This window comes from Salinisphaera aquimarina, from assembly GCF_042643355.1.
GTDB classification, from domain to species: Bacteria; Pseudomonadota; Gammaproteobacteria; order Nevskiales; family Salinisphaeraceae; genus Salinisphaera; species Salinisphaera aquimarina.
In genome coordinates this window covers 1,204,872-1,224,703 of record NZ_JBHRSS010000003.1, presented here as the reverse complement: position 1 = coordinate 1,224,703, position 19,832 = coordinate 1,204,872, and the positions used below count along the sequence as shown (strand labels likewise).

15 protein-coding genes are annotated in these 19,832 nt (G+C 64.9%); 8 read left to right on the top strand and 7 right to left on the bottom strand.

The features are described 5' to 3' along the window. The first annotated feature begins 41 nt into the window (after positions 1–41). Together ACFOSU_RS09160 and ACFOSU_RS09155 are read left to right on the top strand one after the other, a co-directional pair. Positions 42–326, top strand: coding sequence for an NAD(P) transhydrogenase subunit alpha (locus ACFOSU_RS09160; RefSeq protein WP_380688678.1), 285 nt, complete (start codon positions 42–44; stop codon positions 324–326). A 58-nt stretch (positions 327–384) separates the two neighbouring features. Next, the gene (locus tag ACFOSU_RS09155; RefSeq protein ID WP_380688676.1) at positions 385–1,782 is read left to right on the top strand and encodes an NAD(P)(+) transhydrogenase (Re/Si-specific) subunit beta; all 1,398 of its coding nucleotides are present in this window, start codon (positions 385–387) and stop codon (positions 1,780–1,782) included. A gap of 51 nt (positions 1,783–1,833) precedes the next feature. Here ACFOSU_RS09155 and ACFOSU_RS09150 read toward each other — a convergent pair whose 3' ends face one another. Next, positions 1,834–3,183, bottom strand: coding sequence for an IS4 family transposase (locus ACFOSU_RS09150; protein WP_380688674.1), 1,350 nt, complete (start codon positions 3,181–3,183; stop codon positions 1,834–1,836). Between the two features lie 95 nt (positions 3,184–3,278). On the opposite strand from ACFOSU_RS09150, the gene ACFOSU_RS09145 reads away from it, so the two are divergent. The 4 genes from ACFOSU_RS09145 to ACFOSU_RS09130 all read left to right on the top strand — a co-directional run bounded on the left by ACFOSU_RS09145 (position 3,279) and on the right by ACFOSU_RS09130 (position 9,270). Further along, positions 3,279–3,863: an NUDIX hydrolase gene (locus ACFOSU_RS09145; RefSeq protein ID WP_380688673.1), complete on the top strand. Its 585-nt coding sequence runs from the start codon at positions 3,279–3,281 to the stop codon at positions 3,861–3,863. A 328-nt stretch (positions 3,864–4,191) separates the two neighbouring features. Further along, the gene (locus ACFOSU_RS09140; RefSeq protein WP_380688671.1) at positions 4,192–6,396 is read left to right on the top strand and encodes a primosomal protein N'; all 2,205 of its coding nucleotides are present in this window, start codon (positions 4,192–4,194) and stop codon (positions 6,394–6,396) included. Between the two features lie 315 nt (positions 6,397–6,711). Further along, positions 6,712–8,379 (top strand): arginine--tRNA ligase, encoded by a 1,668-nt coding sequence (gene argS, locus ACFOSU_RS09135; RefSeq protein WP_380688669.1) that lies wholly within the window; start codon positions 6,712–6,714, stop codon positions 8,377–8,379. A 177-nt stretch (positions 8,380–8,556) separates the two neighbouring features. Beyond that, complete coding sequence (locus ACFOSU_RS09130) at positions 8,557–9,270, top strand: SPOR domain-containing protein (protein ID WP_380688667.1); 714 nt, start codon at positions 8,557–8,559, stop codon at positions 9,268–9,270. 39 nt (positions 9,271–9,309) lie between these two features. Here the strand turns inward: ACFOSU_RS09130 and ACFOSU_RS09125 are convergent, their stop codons facing one another. The 3 genes from ACFOSU_RS09125 to uvrD are packed head-to-tail and all read right to left on the bottom strand — an operon-like array spanning position 9,310 to position 13,703. After that, positions 9,310–10,440: a transporter substrate-binding domain-containing protein gene (locus ACFOSU_RS09125; protein WP_380688665.1), complete on the bottom strand. Its 1,131-nt coding sequence runs from the start codon at positions 10,438–10,440 to the stop codon at positions 9,310–9,312. 28 nt (positions 10,441–10,468) lie between these two features. After that, positions 10,469–11,488: a DUF3187 family protein gene (locus tag ACFOSU_RS09120; protein ID WP_380688663.1), complete on the bottom strand. Its 1,020-nt coding sequence runs from the start codon at positions 11,486–11,488 to the stop codon at positions 10,469–10,471. A 55-nt stretch (positions 11,489–11,543) separates the two neighbouring features. Continuing rightward, positions 11,544–13,703: a DNA helicase II gene (gene uvrD, locus ACFOSU_RS09115; RefSeq protein WP_380688661.1), complete on the bottom strand. Its 2,160-nt coding sequence runs from the start codon at positions 13,701–13,703 to the stop codon at positions 11,544–11,546. A 157-nt stretch (positions 13,704–13,860) separates the two neighbouring features. Between uvrD and ACFOSU_RS09110 the strand changes: the two genes are divergently transcribed. After that, entirely contained in the window at positions 13,861–14,637 is a 777-nt protein-coding gene (locus ACFOSU_RS09110; RefSeq protein ID WP_380688660.1) for a M48 family metallopeptidase, read from the top strand. A gap of 172 nt (positions 14,638–14,809) precedes the next feature. Further along, complete coding sequence (locus ACFOSU_RS09105) at positions 14,810–15,082, top strand: RNA recognition motif domain-containing protein (protein ID WP_380688658.1); 273 nt, start codon at positions 14,810–14,812, stop codon at positions 15,080–15,082. A gap of 610 nt (positions 15,083–15,692) precedes the next feature. Here the strand turns inward: ACFOSU_RS09105 and ACFOSU_RS09100 are convergent. From ACFOSU_RS09100 to ACFOSU_RS09090, 3 genes are all read right to left on the bottom strand, one after another. Then, on the bottom strand, positions 15,693–17,471 hold the full coding sequence (locus ACFOSU_RS09100) for an alkaline phosphatase D family protein (protein WP_380688656.1): 1,779 nt from the start codon (positions 17,469–17,471) through the stop codon (positions 15,693–15,695). Between the two features lie 74 nt (positions 17,472–17,545). Beyond that, positions 17,546–18,766, bottom strand: coding sequence for a hypothetical protein (locus tag ACFOSU_RS09095; RefSeq protein ID WP_380688654.1), 1,221 nt, complete (start codon positions 18,764–18,766; stop codon positions 17,546–17,548). 13 nt (positions 18,767–18,779) lie between these two features. Beyond that, complete coding sequence (locus tag ACFOSU_RS09090) at positions 18,780–19,811, bottom strand: ABC transporter ATP-binding protein (RefSeq protein ID WP_380688652.1); 1,032 nt, start codon at positions 19,809–19,811, stop codon at positions 18,780–18,782. Positions 19,812–19,832: the final 21 nt, after the last annotated feature.

Here is a 19,832-nt window from a genome sequence, read left to right as displayed (position 1 = left end):
CCCGAACGCGCCCATCGGCCACTTATTCAGGGAGACACGCTGTGATTACTGGTTTTGTCGCACTCTATATCTTCATGCTCGCCGCCTTCACCGGCTACGAGATCATCGGCCGGGTACCGGCCATCCTGCACACCCCGCTCATGTCGGGTTCCAACTTCGTGCACGGCATCGTGCTCGTCGGCGCCATGGTCGCTCTCGGCCATGCCGACGGTTTCTGGGAGACGCTGATCGGCTTCATCGGCACGATCCTCGCGGCAGGCAATGCCGTGGGTGGTTATGTGGTGACCGAGCGCATGCTCGAGATGTTCAAGTCCTCGAAGGACTGATACGCGTCCCGCGCGCTGATTCCGTAATAAGAAAGAGCACACGAAAAGGTTACCGACTATGAGTTTCTGGGAATTCACCGTCGACGCGAGCTACTTCATTGCAGCCGTGTTGTTCATCGTAGGCCTCAAGCGGATGGGTTCGCCCAAGACCGCCAAGGCCGGTATCAAGTGGGCTGGCATCGGCATGGTGCTCGCCACCGTGGTCACCCTCTGGCATCCGGACATGGATGCCGGCTTCTTCCGTTATGTCCTGATCCTGCTGGCGATCGCCATCGGTGGCGGCGGCGCGTACTACACCGGCATGAAGGTGCAGATGACCGGCATGCCACAGATGGTGGCGCTGTATAACGGCATGGGCGGCGGTGCGGCCGCGGCCATCGCGCTGGTCGAGCTGTACTCGCATGCGGCGTTCATGCACGGCACCACCGTGCTGATCCTCGCCGTGGTCGGCGCGCTCATCGGTGGCGTGTCGTTCTCCGGTTCGCTGATCGCCTGGGCCAAGCTCGAAGGCAAGATGAGCAAGACCATCCGCCTGCCCGGCCAGCACCTGATCAACGCCGGCATTGCCCTGCTGATCGTGATCCTGGGCATTGCCATCATCGCCTCCAACGAGAGCGCGCCGGTACTGGTCACGATCTTCTTCTTCGCCAGCCTGCTCTTCGGCGTATTCCTGACCAACCCGATCGGCGGCGCCGACATGCCGGTGGTCATCTCGCTGTACAACGCGCTGACCGGCCTGGCCGTGGCCTTCGAAGGCTTCGTGCTCGGCAACCCGGCCATGATCATTGCCGGTACCGTGGTGGGCGCGGCCGGTTCGCTGCTGACACTGCTCATGGCCAAGGCCATGAACCGCTCGGTCTCGAACGTCCTGTTCGCCGGCTTCGGTGTGGACGACGGCGCCGAAAGCGAAGGCCCGGAAGGCGAGATGAAGTCGGTCGAGGCGTTCGATGCCGCGGCCTCCTTCGCCTATGCCGATTCGCTGATCATCGTGCCGGGCTACGGCCTCGCGGTGGCCCAGGCCCAGCACAAGCTCTGGGAATTCGCCCAGATGCTGCAGAAAGAGCACGACGTCGACGTCAAGTTCGCCATCCACCCGGTGGCGGGCCGCATGCCCGGCCACATGAACGTGCTGCTGGCCGAGGCCGGCGTGCCCTACGACCTGATCTTCGATCTGGAAGAGATCAACGCCGAGTTCCCGAACGCGGACGCGGCCCTGGTCATCGGCGCCAATGACGTGGTCAACCCGGCCGCGCGTACCGACGAGTCCAGCCCGATCTACGGCATGCCGATTCTGGATGTCGACAAGGCCCGTGAGGTCTATGTGATCAAGCGTGGCAAGGGCACCGGCTTCTCGGGCGTGCAGAACGGCCTGTTCTTCGGCGACAACACCCGCATGGTGTTCGGCGACGCGAAGCAGGTCTGCACGGATCTGGCCAACGGGCTCAAGCAGCTCTAGGCTCGAAGCCATAGAAAGCATGGAAAAAGCCGCCTCCGGGCGTAATGCTGTTCACTTAAGCGGCGCGGCCTGTCGATTGACGGGATAACGTGTCTTGGACATCTTGACCGATCTTGGCCTTGAAGGTCGGGGTCGGTCATCCAGGAACAAGTGGCCGATACCAGCCCTGAGTTCGGATAATCGTGCGCCCGTGCGAGACAGCGGTTGGGCCGCGGCCATGACGATCAGCTGGGCCGCGATGTATTGATAAGCGAACTTGAAGCGCACGCGCGCCGGAGCCTGGCCGTGCGCGAGCGCCGCTTGGCTGGCCTCGCGACGGATCACGTTATAGCCCAACAGCAGGCCCCAGACTTCTTGATAAATCAGGCTCACGGTCTTGCTGCGCAGCGTCACCGCATTGTGTTGCAATGAACTCTTGATATCCCGAAAGCCCACCTCGATCTCCCAGCGCTCTTGATACAGCCGCGCCACCGCGTCGGTGTCATAGCGTGCGGCGGGCAATGAGGTATAGACGGTCTTGCGTTTACCCTTGTGGCTATAACTGACGGCGCGCACGTCCCAAGTCGCGGGTAAGCCGGGGTGGCGCTTGCGCGCCTGCGGCGACACACGCATCTGCAACAGTTGATCATCGGCGTTGTAGGTCTGGAGGGTCTCTGAGACCAGGCCTTTGCGCGCCGGAATCAGCCAGTGGCGTTGGGCGCCCCCGGCGGCTACGCCCAACAACAGGTCGGCACTCCAGAAGCCCTTGTCGAACAAGGTCACGGAGTGATCGGGAATACGGTCGATGAAGTCATCGGCCAAACGTATCTCACTGCGCCGATACGGGCTGAGCTGGGCGTCGAGTAGCACATGCGAGCGGACGTTCATCAACGCCACGACACGCATCATCGGATACGGCGTCTGGCGATCGGTGCCGGTGTTACCGGAACCGAAGTGGGCTCGCAGTGCGGCATTATCCGGCGTGCGCAGCACGGCGCCGTCGGCGGCTAATACCTGCAAGCCCTGCCAATCGTCGCCGGGATAACGCTCTTGCCCCCAGACGGCGCCGGTCTGGCGGAACAGCCATTCGACCGGTTTAGCGCCCAGCCGTTGGCGAGCCTGAGATACACCGCTACGGGCCATCAGACGGTCGCTGGCCAGGCCTTGAGCACAGATATTCAGACGACGTGCGACTTCGGATACAGGCTCGTTGCGGAACAGTGCCATGCCCAGCACCAGCCAGAGCACTTGGTCTGCCGGCAGGCGCCGCCGGCGAATCGTGGCCGCTGACGATAGATGCAGTGCCGACTCAACCCATTCGACCGGAATATGTTGGGCAAACGTGCTCAAATCAGAGAACGAGTGCAGATCGTCTATATCGAACAGGGTCTGCTGTAGGGACACAAAAAATCCGACTTCCATCAAGTGAAAGCCGGATTCTCGGGAAGCCCCGGCGGCTATGCAATGCTTAAGTGAACAGCATTAGCCTCCGGGCGGCTTTTTTCTGCGTAACGCTCATGCACGAACTCCGCCCCATCGAACGCGCCCTGGCCGGCTACCGGCCCCGTCGCCAGCGATTGCGCCACTACACCCGCCGCGCCGCGGTGGCATTGGTTCTGCGCGAAACACGCCAGGGCGCGGAAGTCCTGCTCGTAGAACGCGCCCACCGCGCCGGCGACCCCTGGTCCGGCGACATGGCGTTCCCCGGCGGGCACGTGGACGCCGCCGATGAAGCCAGCGCGTCACGCGCGGCCTGCCGGGAAACCGCGGAGGAAGTGGGCCTGAGGATCACGCGCGCGGAGGGCATCGGCCGACTCAGCGATCAGTTGACGCTCGACCATCGACGCCGCGCGCCGATGGTGGTCTCGCCGTTCGTCTATCGGCTGGACGATCGTCGGACCCCGACACTCAACCACGAAATCACCGCCTACCGCTGGCTCGCGCTCGCCTGGCTCGACGAGCCCGAACACCGTGCAACCCTGCGCTGGCAGCTGGGCCGACTGAGCCTGCCGATGCCCTGCTACGACTGCGGCAACGACCGCCGACTCTGGGGCTTGACGCTACGCATGCTCGACGAGCTGTTGGCACTGGCGCGCAAATGATCCCTGCACGGCCGACGAGGCAACGTAGAATACGATCCAGCACCCTCTGAAGCATCGACAGACACGGGCCACTTATACGAACGACCAGTTGACAACCGTGGCGATTCTGGTGCTGTCTCCGATCGTCGATTTGTCCACATATACACAACGTGGCCCGCACCATGATTTACCGGGTGCTGCAATCGGAACGTGGCAACAAGGATACACAGGCTTTTGTTTTTAAATATTATTTATTCATTCTTTTGTTTGTAGCATTTGATTAGACAGAAACTATGCTCGCTGCACTGCAAAACAATCCACGGACTTATCCACAGGCGCTAACCGCCTGATGGAGACGGCTTTTCAGCCCCGACTGATCCGCGTGGCCGTGCCCGTGCCCCTGCACGGCGGCTTCGACTACCTGACCCGCAACGACATGCCGGTCGCGACCGTGGGCATGCGCGTGCTGGTGCAGTTCGGACGCCGCAAACTGGTCGGCGTCATCGTGGCCGTGGACGTGCAAAGCGACGTCGCCGCCAAGCGCCTGCGTGCCATCGATGCCGTACTCGACGACAGCCCGGTCTTCGATGCCGGACAGTTGCGCCTGCTGCGCTGGGCCGCGCGTTATTATCATTGCCCGCTCGGCGAGGCCCTGGCCACCGCCCTGCCGGTCGCGCTGCGCAAGACACGCACCGACAAGGCCCAGAGCCGGCATCGCGGCTGGCAGGCGGTGGCGTCGTCGGAAGCCGCCGCGACCACCAATCTGTCACGGGCGCCAAAACAGCGTTTACTACTCGATTGCATCGCGGCCAGCGGCACGGCGATCGCCCACAGCAGTCTGCTGGCTCGTTTCGGTGCGGTCACGGCGCAACTCAACGCGCTGGAAAAACGCGGCCTGATCACGGCGGTGGAGCTGCCCGGCGGCCTCGAGCAGGGCGTGGCCGGCACCGCGCCGGCGCTCACCGCGGAACAACAGGCGGCGATGCAGGCCCTCTACCAGGCCGGCGACGGCTTCGCGCCCGCCCTGCTCGAAGGCGTCACCGGTAGCGGCAAGACCGAAATCTATTTCCAGCGCATGGCCACAGTCCTCGCCAGCGGCCGCCAGGTACTCTTCCTGGCCCCCGAAATCGGGCTGACACCGCAGCTGATCGAGCGGGTGCGCAGCCGCTTCGCGGCCGCCATCGGCGTGCTGCATTCGCAGCGCAGTGAGGGCGAGCGCGCCGATGTCTGGCGCGCGGCTCGGGCCGGCGACGCGGACATCGTCGTCGGCACCCGGTCGGCAGTGTTCACGCCCATGCCGAAGCTGGGCCTGATCATCGTCGACGAAGAGCACGACGGCTCCTACAAGCAACAGGACGGCTTTCGCTATCATGCCCGCGACGTCGCCCTGCGGCGCGCACAGCTCGCCGCCATCCCGATCGTGCTCGGCAGCGCGACACCGGCGCTGGAGAGCCTGCACAACGCCGAGGCGGCGCGTTATGCCCATGTGCGCCTGGCCAACCGTGCGACCGGCGCGGTCATGCCGCCCATCAACGTCATCGACGTGCGTTCGCGCCCGCTGCTCGGCGGCCTGTCGGAGCCGCTGCTGGCGCGTATCGAGCCGCATCTGGCGGCCGGCAATCAGGTGATGATCTTCATCAACCGACGCGGCTTTGCGCCGAAGCTGATCTGCCACGACTGCGGCTGGGTCGCACCCTGCGTGCGTTGCGATGCGCCGCTGACCCTGCACGGTGGCATCTCGCGCCTGCAGTGTCATCACTGCGGCGCTGCCGAAATCGCGCCGAAAAAATGCCCGGCCTGCAGCAGCGAACAGCTGCTCGCGCTGGGCGCCGGCACCGAGCGGGTGGCCGGGGCGCTGCGCAGCCGCTTTCCACAGGTCGCCATTGCCCGCTTCGATCGCGACAGCATGGCCCGCAAGGGGCGCCTGGAAGCGCAGCTCGCCGATGTGGCCAGCGGCGCCACTCAGTTGCTGGTCGGCACCCAGATGCTCGCAAAGGGGCATGACTTCGCGCGCCTGACCTGTGTCGGCGTGCTCGATGTGGACGGCGGCCTGTTCTCCGCAGATTTTCGCGCCGCTGAACACATGGCCCAGCTGGTCACCCAGGTCGCCGGCCGCGCGGGCCGGGCGCAGCGGCCCGGCGAGGTCTGGCTACAGACCCGCCATCCCGAGCATCCGCTGCTGCAGCGCTTGCTGAGCGGCGGCTATGCCGGCTTCGCCCAGGCGGCGCTGAGCGAACGGCGGGAAGCCGATCTGCCGCCCTTCGGTCATCTCGCGCTGCTGCGCGCCGAGGCCCACGGCGAGGCCGAGCCAATGAATTTTCTCAGCGCCGCCGCGGCCGAGGTGGCCCAGGACGCGCATCTGGCCTGCTGGGGGCCGGTGCCTGCGCCCATGCAACGCCGCGCCGGCCGCTACCGTGCCCATCTGCTGCTCCATGCCATGGACCGCCACAAACTGCACCCGGCACTGGATCACTGGCAACAGGTATTGCCCGACGTGCCGGGCGCGAGCCGCGTGCGCTGGTCGATCGACGTCGACCCCCAGGATCTGTTGTAGCGGCAAGTTTGTCGGCGCCGCTCGCGATCGGGCATACCCGGCCGAATCCCGCAGGCCAAAACATCGTGCAAGAATCCGCGACCTGCCGGAAGTGGCCCCGGCACGCCGCAGGAAGCCCCGCGGCCACGCGCTGCCGGGCAATCATCACCTGCGGTTTCACTCGGGCGCGCGTACTACCGGACGCCGAACGGGACACGATCGTCGCGACGCGACCCGCTCGCCGTGCCTTTCGTCTGATCGAGGCCAACATAGCCGCCTAACCCGGTGCGCGTTAGACTGCGCGGTCATTCGATGAACACGACCGATACAGCCCACGTGAAACGCCTCTGCCAAGACCTGCTGGCGCGCGCCGCCGACGCCGCCTGGCCCGATATCGATACCCCGGCCGAGCCCCATCTCGAGCGCACGAAAGACCCGGCCCACGGCGATTTCGCGAGCAATATCGCGATGACGCTGACCAAGGCCGCGCGCCTCAACCCGCGCGAGATCGCGCAGAAGATCATCGACGCGCTGGAGGACGAGCCACGTATCGCCAAAGTCGAGATCGCCGGCCCGGGCTTCATCAATTTCTTTCTGGCCCCGGATGCGTTTCTGGCGGTGGTCGACGATATCCTCGCCCAGGGCGAGCGCTTCGGCCACAGCGACATCGGCAAGGGCCAACCGGTAGTGATCGAGTTCGTCTCCGCCAATCCCACCGGTCCGCTGCATGTGGGCCACGGCCGTCAGGCGGCGATCGGCGATTGTCTTGCCCATCTGTTCGAGGCCAACGGCTGGCAGGTGATCCGCGAGTTCTACTACAACGACGCCGGCGCCCAGATCCACAATCTGGCGATCTCGGTGCAGGCGCATTGCAACGGCATCACGCCGGACGATGCCGGCTGGCCGGAAAACGGCTATCGCGGCGACTATATCGCCGATGTGGCGCGCGCCTATCTCGCCGGCGAGACCATCCGTGCGGACGATCGCGAGGTCACGGCCGCGGCGAATCCCGACGACCTCGATGCCATCCGTGCGTTCGCGGTGGCCTATCTGCGCCGCGAACAGGACGCCGACCTGCGCGCCTTCGACGTGCATTTCGATGTCTACTCGCTGGAGTCCGCGCTCTATGCCGACGGCCGCGTCGAACAGGCCGTCGAAGCGCTCGTCGACGCCGGCCATACCTACGAGGCCGACGGCGCGCTCTGGCTCCGGACCACCGACTTCGGTGACGACAAGGACCGGGTCATGCGCAAAGCCGCTGGCGGCTATACCTATTTCGTGCCGGACGTGGCCTATCACCGGGTGAAATGGGAGCGTGGCTTCGAGCGTGCGATCAACGTCCAGGGCGCGGACCACCACGGCACCATCGCGCGCGTACGCGCCGGCCTGCAGGCACTGGACACCGGTATTCCCAAGGGGTGGCCGGCCTATGTGCTGCACCAGATGGTCACGGTCATGAAGGGCGGCGAGGAGGTCAAGCTGTCCAAGCGCGCGGGCTCGTACGTCACCCTGCGTGACCTGATCGAGGAAGTCGGCCGCGACGCCACGCGTTTTTTCCTGGCCGCCCGCAAGTCCGATTCCCAGCTCATCTTCGATATCGATCTGGCCCGCAGCCAGTCGGACGAGAATCCGGTCTATTATCTGCAGTACGCCCATGCCCGGATCTGCAGCGTGGGCCGGCAGCTGGGCACGCGCGGCTGGACGTTCGAGCGCGCGGTCGCGGACACCACGCTGCTCACCGCCGACCATGAGCAACAGCTGATCCGCGTGCTCTCGCGCTTTCCGGAAGTGGTCGAGTCGGCCGCCGCCGAACACGCGGTGCAGGCGATTCCGCATTATCTGCGCGAAGTGGCCGACGCTTTTCACAGCTACTACAACGCCGAGCAGTTTCTGGTCGACGACGACGCATTGCGCAATGCGCGCATGGCGCTGGTCTATGCCACGCGACAGGTGCTGGCCAACGGCCTCGCCCTGCTGGGCGTGAGCGCCCCGGAGCAGATGTGAACAGCCAAACCGCAGCTGTGTCACGGTTGGGCATGAATCAATGCATATCGCTCTCGCGGCATGACAGCGCGAGGGCGACCCGAGAGGAAAGCGAGCGCTTCTCCCCTTTGCAAACCCCATTGCCGAAGTGCCCGCTGCACTCTGTGGAATATTCGTGAATAACGCCGAGGTTTCCTGATGTCCCGCGATTATTCGTCGCGTCGCAACAACCCGCCCACCAAGGGCAAACGCGCCGCCCCCCAGCGCCGCAAGCCGGCCGCGAAATCCAAGCCGCAGAAACGCAGCGGTGGCGGCGGCCCGCCGGGCTGGGTATGGATGCTGTGCGGGCTGTGTATCGGCCTGACCGTGGCCGCGGGCTTCTATGTATTCGGCCGACCGGCCGGCACGCCGGCGCGCGAGCAGATGTCCATCGCCACGCCGAACGAAAGCGCCTCCAAGGCACCTGCCGCCGACGAGCCCGCCGAGGCCGCGGCGCCGGCCCAGAAAGAAGAGGAGCCGCGGTTTTCCTTCTACAAGATGCTGCCCAACTACGAGGTCGTGATCCCGGAAGAAGAGTATCCGGAGAAAAAGACCAGCAGCCACAGCAGCACCCCGGCGGGCGAACCGCCGGCGCCGGCCAAGCCGCAGCCGACCACGCCCAAGGTGGACGAGCCTGGCAGCTACATCATCCAGGCCGGCTCGTTCTCCACCTTCGCCGACGCCGACCGGCGCAAGGCGGAGCTGGCATTACTCGGCGTCTCCGCGCGTATCGTCGACGTGGACCTGGCCTCGGGCAAGACCGTCTATCGCGTACAGAGCAACGTCATCGGCTCGAGCAGCAAGCTCAACGACATGCTCAAGCGCCTGCGCGAGAACCGTATCGACACGCTGGTGATGCGGGCCAAGAAATAGCGCAGCCGCGACCCTGCGCGGGCCGCGGCCGTCTTCGCTCTAGCGCTCGTTGCCCAGATAGCGGGTCAACAGATTCTGCCAGTCATCGCTCGCCAGATAATCCAGGATGGCGCGATTGATCGGCTCGCGCAGCGGACTGCCCTCGGGCAGGGCAAAGGCATAATCCTGACGGTCGAAGATGTTGGGCAGTACCTCCAGCGTGCTGGCATAGTCGTTGAGAACGCGATACTGCAGCAGCGGCGCATCGTAGACCACGGCGTCAACGCGTCCATTGGCGAGATCGTCCAGCGCATCACTGACTTCAGGCTGGGTGGCAAAACCGATACCGCGCTCGGACAATGCATCCGCGGCTGCCGAACCGGCAATGGTGACCACGCGCGCGCTGTTGAGATCCTGCACGTTGTTGATGCCCGAGGACAGCCGGTCGACGGTCAGGGAGGTCGCGATCGCCGCGGTGAAACTCGAAATGATGATGATCGCGGCAAACATCCAGACCAGGCCCACGAGCCGTCCGCCCAGGGTACGCGGTGACTTGTCGCCGTAGCCGACCGTCGTCATCGTAACCGCCGCCCACCAGAAACCGCTGGCCAGCCCCTTGACCGGCCCGCCGCCGAATTCATCGGCGTTGGCGCGGCGTTCGAACAGCCACACCGCGACGCCGACCGCCAGCAGCACCACGGCCAGCCCGGCCAGGGCGGTGAAGAACTGCCACGAAAAGAAGCGCTCGATCGTCGACCACAGCCGGCTGCCCTTGGCCGGTACCGCGATCGCCAGCCCGGTGGAATAGAACGGATAGCTGAAATCGATTCGGGCTTCGCGCTTGGCGGTAACGGTGAGCGCGGCGACCGATACATCCAGCGTATCGTCCCCGAGGCCGGTGAACAGGCCGGTGAGATCGCTGTCGACATAGTCGTACTTCACGCCGATACGCTCGGCCACCGCTTCCCAGAGGGCGATGCTGATGCCGGAAAAACGGCCGTTCTCGCCTTGAACTACGAACGGCGGCGCGGCCTTGGTGCCGACCCGCAGCGTCGCCCCCACTTCATTGGCCGGCATCGCGCTATCGACGGCTGACGCATCCTGCTGGGCCCAGGCGGGCGTCAGCCCCCCCAGCAGACAGAACAAGGTCGCGAACAAGATGATCGCGCGTCGTGAACAACTGTTGGTCATGATCTCCCCTGGCCCCGATGGAGCCGTTTCAAAAGCCGTGTTGCAGGCCCAGAGTAAAACTCACGTCCGGCGATGCACCGGTATTAAGATCCTCGATGATGGCGAAGGCCAGCGCCGAGCGTTCGGTGACCTGCCAGTCCAGGCCGAGCGCGCCCTGTACCGCGACGCCGTCGAGCGCTTCCAGACCGGTGTTTTCATAGAACGCGCTGTGGGTATTGGCCTGCACCTGCACCACAAAGTCGGGCGTCAACGCATAGCCGATACTGGCCCAACCGAAACCCACGCCCTGAACACGTTGATCGGAGAGTACGTCGCCCTCGCCGCTGTACAGACCGCCGGCGCCCGCGAGCAGGCGCCAGTCGGACGCACCGTTCTGATTGTTGCCCACGGTGGCCCAAAGCGCGACATCCGTGCCGCCACTGCCGGTGAGCCGGTCGGCGTCGCCGGTAGGCAGCTTCAACTCGCCGGCCACCGCCGCGCCCCAGCCGCCAATACCGGGCAGACGTTTCTTGAGCCCCATACGCACATCGCCGAGGCCGGACGGTGAGTCGCTGACATCCAGCGCCAGGCGCCCGTCGCGCCGATAACGAAACTGCTGACGGTCCCGGGGCGCGCGCGAGCGGCCACCATCGGCGAAACCGAAGGTGTCGTGAAAATCGTCGATGAAGCCGTCGCCGATTCCGCCGCTGTGGTCCACGAACGGGATCTCGATCGAAGCCTGCCAGCGGTGTGCGAAGCCGCGTCGAAACAGCAGCGCGGCGCGAGTGGTTTCGCCGTCGAACAGCAACTGCTCACGGGCGTTGTCCTGCGCGGTGTAGTGGCTGGTGTAATCCACCTGCACTCCGGCATGCCAGTGCCCTCGCTCGGCGACGGTATAGCCCTGCGCACGCGGCAGACCGTAGATCGCGACGGTCGGCGACTGGTCGGAAAACGAGAACGGCCGCGGAACCGTGTCGTCATCCGCCGCCGCGGCGCCGGTCAAGCCCGCCCATGCCAGGCCCACACATATCAGCCACGCCAGTACCCGCCCTGTTCTGCCTGCCCCCATGCCGTCTTCTCCCCGCGACGGTTATCCGGATTGTCCTGCTGGTCAGCGACTATAACTAAATCGGGTCGAGCTTGGCATAGCCGGCAATCAGCCATTTACTGCCGGCACGATCGAAATTGACCTGGATACGAGCGCGCGCGCCATCGCCCTCGAAGGCCAGTACGGTGCCTTCGCCGAACTTGCGATGACCGACACGCTGACCGAGATTCAGGCCGGCCGCGCTCTGTTCGGCGCGGGCGAGCGCGCCGGGCCGGAACACCGGCTGGCTGATGCCGGCCTGTGGCCGGACTTCGCGCAGATAATCCGCGGGTATCTCGCGCAGGAACCGCGATGGCGCACACAGGTTTTCGCTGCCGTGCAGACGGCGCACCTCGGCGTGCGAGATATGCAGTTTATCCATCGCTCGGGTCATGCCGACATAGCAGAGCCGGCGCTCCTCCTCGAGGCCGTTTTCGTCGTCTATCGAGCGCTGGTGCGGAAACAGCCCTTCCTCGAGGCCGACCATGAACACCAGTGGAAACTCCAGCCCCTTGGCCGAGTGCAGCGTCATCAGCTGTACCGATTCGTCCCATTCGCCGGCCTGGTTCTCACCGGCCTCCAGCGAGGCATAGGCCAGAAACTGGGTGATCTCGTCCATGGTTTCGTCGTCGTCCGGCGTATAAGCACGCGCGGCGGAAACCAGTTCGTCCAGATTCTCCTTGCGACCTTCGGCTTTTTCGTCGCCGCCCTTGCCGTGGTGGACCTTGAGCCCGGTCGCCTCGATCACGCGGTCGGCGGCTTCGTGCAGGGCCATGCCCTCGATATCGGCATCCAGCGCATCGATCGTCTCGATGAAGGCCATGACCATCTTGCCGGCACGCGCGGGCAGACCGTTCTGCGCCAGATCGAACGCGGCCTGCCACAGGCTCATGGCACCAGCGCGCGCATGGCTGCGAATCTTGTCCACCGTGGTCGCGCCGATGCCGCGCGTCGGCGTATTCACGATGCGCTCGAAGGCGGCGTCGTCGGCGCGCGACTGCAGCAGCCGCATATAGGCCAGCGCGTCCTTGATCTCGGCACGCTCGAAGAACTTCTGGCCGCCGTAGATCCGATATGAGATCTCGGCGGCGATCAGGCGTTCCTCCAGCACTCGCGACTGGGCATTGGAGCGATACAGGATGGCGATATCCGAGCGCTTGCCGCCGTCGGCGATCCAGCCCTGGATACGGTTGACCACGTGCTGGGCCTCGTCGTATTCGTTGAAGGCGCCGTAGATATCGATCGGCTCGCCGTCGGCGCCCGCGGTCCACAGTTCCTTGCCCAGGCGCGACAGGTTGTGGCCGATCAGGCCGTTGGCCGCCCCCAGAATCGTGCCGGTGGAGCGATAGTTCTGCTCCAGACGCACGGTGGCCGTGTCCTTGAAATCGTCCTCGAAGCGCAGGATGTTGTCGACCCGCGCACCGCGCCAGGAATAAATCGACTGGTCATCGTCGCCGACGATGAACACGCGCCCGTTGCTGCCGGCCAGCAGCCGGATCCAGGCGTACTGCAGGGCATTGGTGTCCTGAAACTCGTCGACCAGCAGATGACTGAAACGACGCCGGTAATGGGCCAGCAGATCGCTGTCGTCGCGACAGGTTTCGTAGGCGCGCAGCAGCAGTTCGGCAAAATCGACCAGGCCGGCGGCCTCGCGGGCGGCCTCGTAGGCGGCATAGACGCGGATCATCTGGGTTCTGGCGTAATCGCCGGTGTCGGCCAGATCGCGCGGGCGCTCGGCGGCGTCCTTGCAGCTGTTGATGAACCCCTGCATCTGGCGCGGCGGCCAGCGCTGTTCGTCCATTTCCAGATTCTTGAGCGTGCGTCGTATCAATCGATACTGATCGTCCGAATCGATGATCTGAAACGCCTGCGGCAGCTTCGCCTCCTTGTAGTGCAGGCGCAGCAGCCGGTGCGCAATACCGTGAAAGGTCCCCACCCACATCGCCCGCGCCGGCACCCGGATCATCGGCTCCAGGCGCGCGCGCATCTCGCCCGCGGCCTTGTTGGTGAAGGTCACCGCGAGAATCGACTGCGGCGACACACCTTCCACCCCGATCAGCCAGGCGATACGATGAATCAGCACCCGCGTCTTGCCGGAACCGGCGCCGGCGAGCACACGCATGTGCCCCGGTGGGGCGCCTACGGCTTCGCGCTGGGCTTCATTGAGGGGGTCGAGAATCGTTGAGACATCATCCATGGCACGATTGTAACCAATGCCAGGCAGTCACCGACGACGGCGCACGGGCCGATCGCGTTCATGAACGCGAAAGCCGACGCCTCTACACTGTGATATCTGCAACAAACGCCCAGAAAATCCGCGGCCGTACCGGCACGCAAACGAAAGAGACGACACCATGCGCCGTTTGATCGCTCCCATCCTAATCATGCTGGTACTGGCAGGCTGCGCGACATCGCCGACCGGCCGCAATCAACTCCAGCTCTTCTCCGAGGACAAGATCGCCGAAATGGGCGTGGCCAGCTATCAGCAGATGAAAGAGAAGGAGCCCATCGATACCAGTACCGCCGACAACAGCTACGTCAAATGCGTGGCGAACGCGATCACCGGCGTGACCGGCGGCGAATGGGAAGTCACGGTTTTCAAGGACGATCAGGTCAACGCCTTCGCCCTGCCGGGCGGCAAGATCGGGGTCTATTCCGGCCTGCTCGACGTGGCCAAGGGCGACGACCAGCTGGCGGCGGTGATCGGTCATGAGGTTGGCCACGTGCTCGCCCATCACGGCAACGAACGCGTGTCGCAACAGTATGCGACCCAGGGCGGCCTGTCGGTGGTGTCGGCGTTTCTCAGCGGCGGCGGTGGCGGCGTCGGCAGTCAGGCCCTGATGTCGGCGCTGGGGCTGGGCGCGCAGGTCGGTATTCTGCTGCCTTTTTCGCGCACCCAGGAAAGCGAAGCCGACCTGATCGGTCTGGAACTGATGGCGCGCGCCGGCTTCGATCCGCGGCAATCGGTGCAGCTGTGGCAGAACATGGCGGCCCAGAGCAACGGCAAGGAACCCGCGGAGTTCATGTCCACTCACCCTTCCGACAATACCCGCATAAACAACCTGCAAAGCCACATGACCAAGGCCATGCAGCTATATGAACAGGCGCCCAATCACCCCAATTGCGGCTAATGTCGTAAAAAATTCAAATTTTTTTCGTCGGCATACTTGCCGGGCCGACAAACTTATGTAGACTCGGAATCAGCACGGCTCAGCCGTTCTCCGTTGGTCTTAGTTTGGTGTCATTGACGAGTCCGTACGGTTTTTAAAAAAAGATGACACGGTATCGCTAGGATCAGTTGAGATGAATATTTACGTAGGCAACCTGTCGTGGAACACCGGCGACGACGAACTCCTCAGCGCTTTCGAGGGCTTCGGTGAAGTCTCGTCGGCCAAGGTGATCATGGATCGCGAAACGGGCCGTTCGCGCGGTTTCGGCTTCGTGGAAATGCCCGACGACAGCGCCGCCAAGGCCGCCATCGACGGCATGAACAACAAGGACCTGGACGGTCGCACGCTGCGCGTGAACGAAGCGCGCCCGCGTGACGACAAGCCCCGCGGTCCGCGTCGCTTCTAAAGCGCGACGTCACGACGCAGACTGAAAAAAGCCGCCTCCCTGGGCGGCTTTTTTCTTGCTGATCATGGCGCGGCCTTCGCCTGACCCGGCGACGCCGCGTGCATGCCACCGTATCGGCGCGCATTCGTGCAGTCGATAGCTCGGACGTGGGCGCAAACCGGCCATCCCCCATCACCATGTGGATACGACCGGCGCGTCGGCACGATGTTGTGTGATTGACGAATCGACAGACGATCGAGCGTGCGAATCCACCGCGCACGCGCAACCAAAGCCATGAATCCGATTACATGCCGCTACCGGCTTGTGTCTATCGGATTAGGTGTTTTCACTATAATCCGACAGACGAGCCAGCGATATGCTCGGTCGAGTGTCGGATTACCCCGGCGCGCCAATACGACCGACGGACCGAAGGACAGGGCATTCTTTAAAAATGCACAGACCGCTTTCACGGTTCGATGTTTTGCCCAAACCCTTTCAATGTACCGCCATATAGCCATATATGCGGCGAAAAGCGACCAACCGGACCAGCCTCGCCCGGCACTCGCCAGCCGATGACCGTGGTGCAGGTCCGCCGCCGGCACAGCAGGCTTTTTTGCAAGGCCACGGATTGTCAGGCGTCCTGTACCGATTGTGTGTCCGCCGCCGGAGCCAGCGCGGGCGCGTCCGTCCTGGGCGTGGTCATCCCGGACGCCTCGACCACACGGTTCTCGCCGGCCCGGACCCTGTAGGCCGCTGCGAAGCGCTGCTGCTCGTTGCGGGTGAGTATGTCGTCGACATACCACCACTCGCCCTGCACCCGCTCGGCGGTGATATCGAGCAGCAGATAGCCGCGGCTGGCCAGCTGCACATATTTCATGTGCGGATTCTGAGCCTTGATCGCGTCCGGGCTGGCGTCGCTGCCGGGCGACGTCACCGATGTGCCGACGAATTCCACGGCCATGGAGCCGGCGCCGGTGTCCGGGTCGTAAGCATCCGGATTGTTGGGATCCTCGGTGATATCCATCGCCCAGGAGGTATGGATATCGCCGGTGAGCACGACGACATTGTTGATCGCCACATTGGGCGCAGCCTGGCCGCCGCGAATGATGTCCCATACCTTCTCGCGCGCACGCGGGTAGCCGTCCCATTGATCGGAGTTTAGGAACACACCGCCCTGGCCGCCGGGGTTGTCGGTGTTGCTGGCGTTGGGCGCACCGACCGCCTTGAGCTGGCCGAACATGACCTGCTGGCCGATCAGCTGCCAGGTGGCGTTGTTGGCGCTCAGACGCTCGGCCAGCCATTGCCGCTGGGGGGCGTCGATCAGGGTGCGGCCTTCGTCCGTGTAGTCGCCGCTATCCACGAAGCCACTGCCGCCCGGCGCGTTCGCGGCCAGCTGCTCGTCGCGCCCGATCAGGCGGGTGTCGAGCATGGTCAGCGCGGCGAGGCCGCCGAGATCGAAACCGCGATAGATGATGTCGGGGTTGCCCGGCTCGATCTCACGGATCGGCAGCCATTCGTAATAAGCCTTGATCGACACCGCTTCACGCCGACTCCACTCGCCTTCGCCGCGGTCCGGATCGTGGTTCTGGGCTCCGCCGCGCCAGCTGTTGTTGGTGGATTCATGATCGTCCCAGACCGCGATCATCGGATGCTGGCGATGCAGCTCCTGCAGGTCGGGGTCGGTCTTGTAACAGGCATGCCGGGTTCGATAATCCTCGAGCGTGACGATTTCATAGGGCGGCTCCGGCGCCCGACCGATCTCGCGCCCGTCACCGTATTCGTCCGGGTTCTCCTCGGCCGAGACCCCGCGACCGGGGTATTCGTAGATGTAGTCGCCCAGATGCAGCACCAGATCGAGGTCGGCGCGCTCGGCCACGCGTCCGTAGACATTGAAGAAGCCGAACGGATAGTTGGAACAGGACAGCACCGCGATACGCAGCCGATCCACGCCGTCGGCGGGCAGCGTACGCGTACGCCCCAGCGGCGAGGATTCGCCGAGCGTTTCGAACCGGTAGTAATAGGTCGTGCCGGCCTCGAGCCCGGTGGCGTCCACCTTTACGGTGTAGTCGCTGTCGGCACTGGTCATCACCGTGCCGCTGCGCAGCGGACTGATCATGTCGGGCGTGTCGGAGAGCATCCAGTTGACGCTGACCTGCTGTGCGGCCGGCGGCGTGACCCGCGTCCAGAGCATGATGCGATCGGCCAGCGGGTCGCCGCTGGCCACGCCGTGGCTGAATACCTGCGCGCTGCTGCCCGGTGTGCGCGATACCCGATCGTCACTGCCGTCGCTGCAGCCCGCCAGCAGCCCCAGCGACGCGGCCGCGCTGCCGGCGAACCCGGCCCGACGCAGAAAAGAACGACGTGTTTGTGGCGCCCAGGCGCTGACTCGACGCTTGCCCCGATGACCCATGCCCGTCTCCCATCATTGCTTTGATTGTTCGACGGGAGTGTGGCCACAGCGGATTAAGTCTTCATGACGCCGGCCTAGCTGCGAAAGAACACGCTCGCGGGGAGCGTCAGTTCAGTGGCGGGCAGATGCACCTGGCGCAGGGTCACGAACGCGAACAGCATCGGGTTGACGTCGTAGATCGCGCGCAGCGGCTCGATCAGCGCCGGGTCGATGAAGCCGCGATCGGCCAGCGCGTCGAGGCTGATCGCCGCGGCGATCGCCGGCTCCGGATAGCCGCTGGCATAGCGCAGGTGGTCGAAGAACTGCGGATGCTGCAACAGCGGCGCAAGCACGCTGTTGAGCTGGGCCGGCGCGAGCACGCCGGCCAGGTCGATGAACAGATGCTCGCCGAGCGTCGGATCGCGCAGCAACGCGAACAGGCCCGGCATCACCGCGCGCCCGTCGCCCGAGTCGGCGCCGCCGATACTGATGATCGTATTCACGCCCGCGGCCAGCGGCGCGCGCAGCACGCTGGCGCCGATCCAGCCGCTCGCCCCGTTGTCGGCGCTGTGAAACCCCACCGGCAGATACAGCACCATGTCGTGCTTGACCAGAGCCGCATAGAACGCTGCCACTTTCGGGTCGTCCAGGTCGATATGCTGGGCCACCGGCTGCCAGCTCACGCGTTTGACCCCGGCCTTGGCCCAGCGCGCCAGTGCGTCGAGCGCATCGCGCCGGTAGGGATGAATCGACACCACGGGCGTCAGCCGATCCGGCGCCTGCTCGGCCAGCCACACGACATAGTCGTTGGCCACGTAGTCGAGCGTGGCGTCATCGTCGCGCTTGCCGTCGGGGCCGTAGACGGCGTCGCGTGCCAGCAGCCAGCCGCGGTAGTCGCCCGGCATCGCCTGCATCTGGCGCAGGACGCGCGACAGATATTCCGCATCGGCACGCGGCGCGTCGCGGATCCCGGCCGCATGTTCACGAATCCGCGCCGACAGCCAGGCCAGCGGCGAGCCACTCTTGTCGTTGTCGGCCGCGATCTGGGCCTGCACCTTGACACCGGGCGCCAGCGGCTGGCCACTGGAGAGCACGTCGATGCGGTAATCCACCACCGTTTTCTTGCCGATGTCGGCAAATGCCGAATCGACGAGTTCGTGCGCGGAGTCGGTGAGCACCCACGGCGCATCCTCGGGCGCATGGGTCCAGGCGCCGGCAAAATGATCGAGCGCCGTACGCCAGCCGACCAGACCGACGATGACGAGCGCCGCGATGGCCAGCACGACCATCAGCAGACGATTGATGAGCGATTGCACCGTCTGTTTCCGGCTAGACGGCAAGACACTCGCCTTCGGCGACAGTCCCGGCCGTGGCCTCGGCAATGGTTTCGGCGTGTAGACAGGCCGCCTGCTGGCTCGCATTCATGGTTCTCAGGGCCGGCCGCTGTTGCGCGCAATCGGCCCGCGCCCAGGGGCAGCGGGTCCGAAACACGCAGCCGCTGGGCGGATCGCTCGGCGACGGCAGATCACCGGGCAGCCGGATGCGCTCACGGCTGCGCTCGACGAGCGGATCGGGCCGTGGCACGGCGGAGAGCAACGCACGGGTATAGGGATGCGCGGGGCGCTCGAATAAGGCCTGCCCGCGCGCCTGCTCCATCACCCGGCCGAGATACATCACGGTGACGTCGTCGCTGATCTGGCGGACCACGGCAAGATCGTGGGCGATGAACAGCACGCCGATATCGAACTCCGCCTGCAGTTCCTGGAGCAGCTCGATGATGTGCGCCTGGATGGACACATCGAGCGCCGACACCGGCTCGTCGCAGATCAGCACTTTCGGCTCCACCACCAGCGCCCGGGCAATACCGATGCGCTGGCACTGGCCGCCGGAGAACTCGTGCGGATAACGATTGATCTGGGCGCCGGACAGGCCCACCCGTTCGAGCATGGCCCGGACCCGCTCGCCGCGTTGCGCGCGGCTCATGTCCTTGCGTAGATGCCGCAGCGGCTCGGCCACGATCTGGCCGACCGTCATGCGCGGATCGAGACTGGCGAGCGGATCCTGGAAGATCATCTGCACGTCGCGGCGCAGACGCTGCCAGTCAGCAGCGCTGCCACGGCTCATGTCCCGTCCCTCGAAGGCCAGTTCGCCGGAGGTGATCGCGGTCATGCCGGTCAGCGCGCGGGCGAGCGTGGACTTGCCGCAGCCGGACTCACCCACCAGGCCGAGCGTGCGCCCGCGATACAGATCCAGGCTCACGCCATCGACCGCCTTGAGTACGGACTGCGGCTGCCAGAGCCGTTTCGCGCCCAGCGGAAAATGCACCTTCAGATCGCGCAGGCGCAACAACGGTTCGTTCATGCAAGCCAGCCGGCGGTTCGG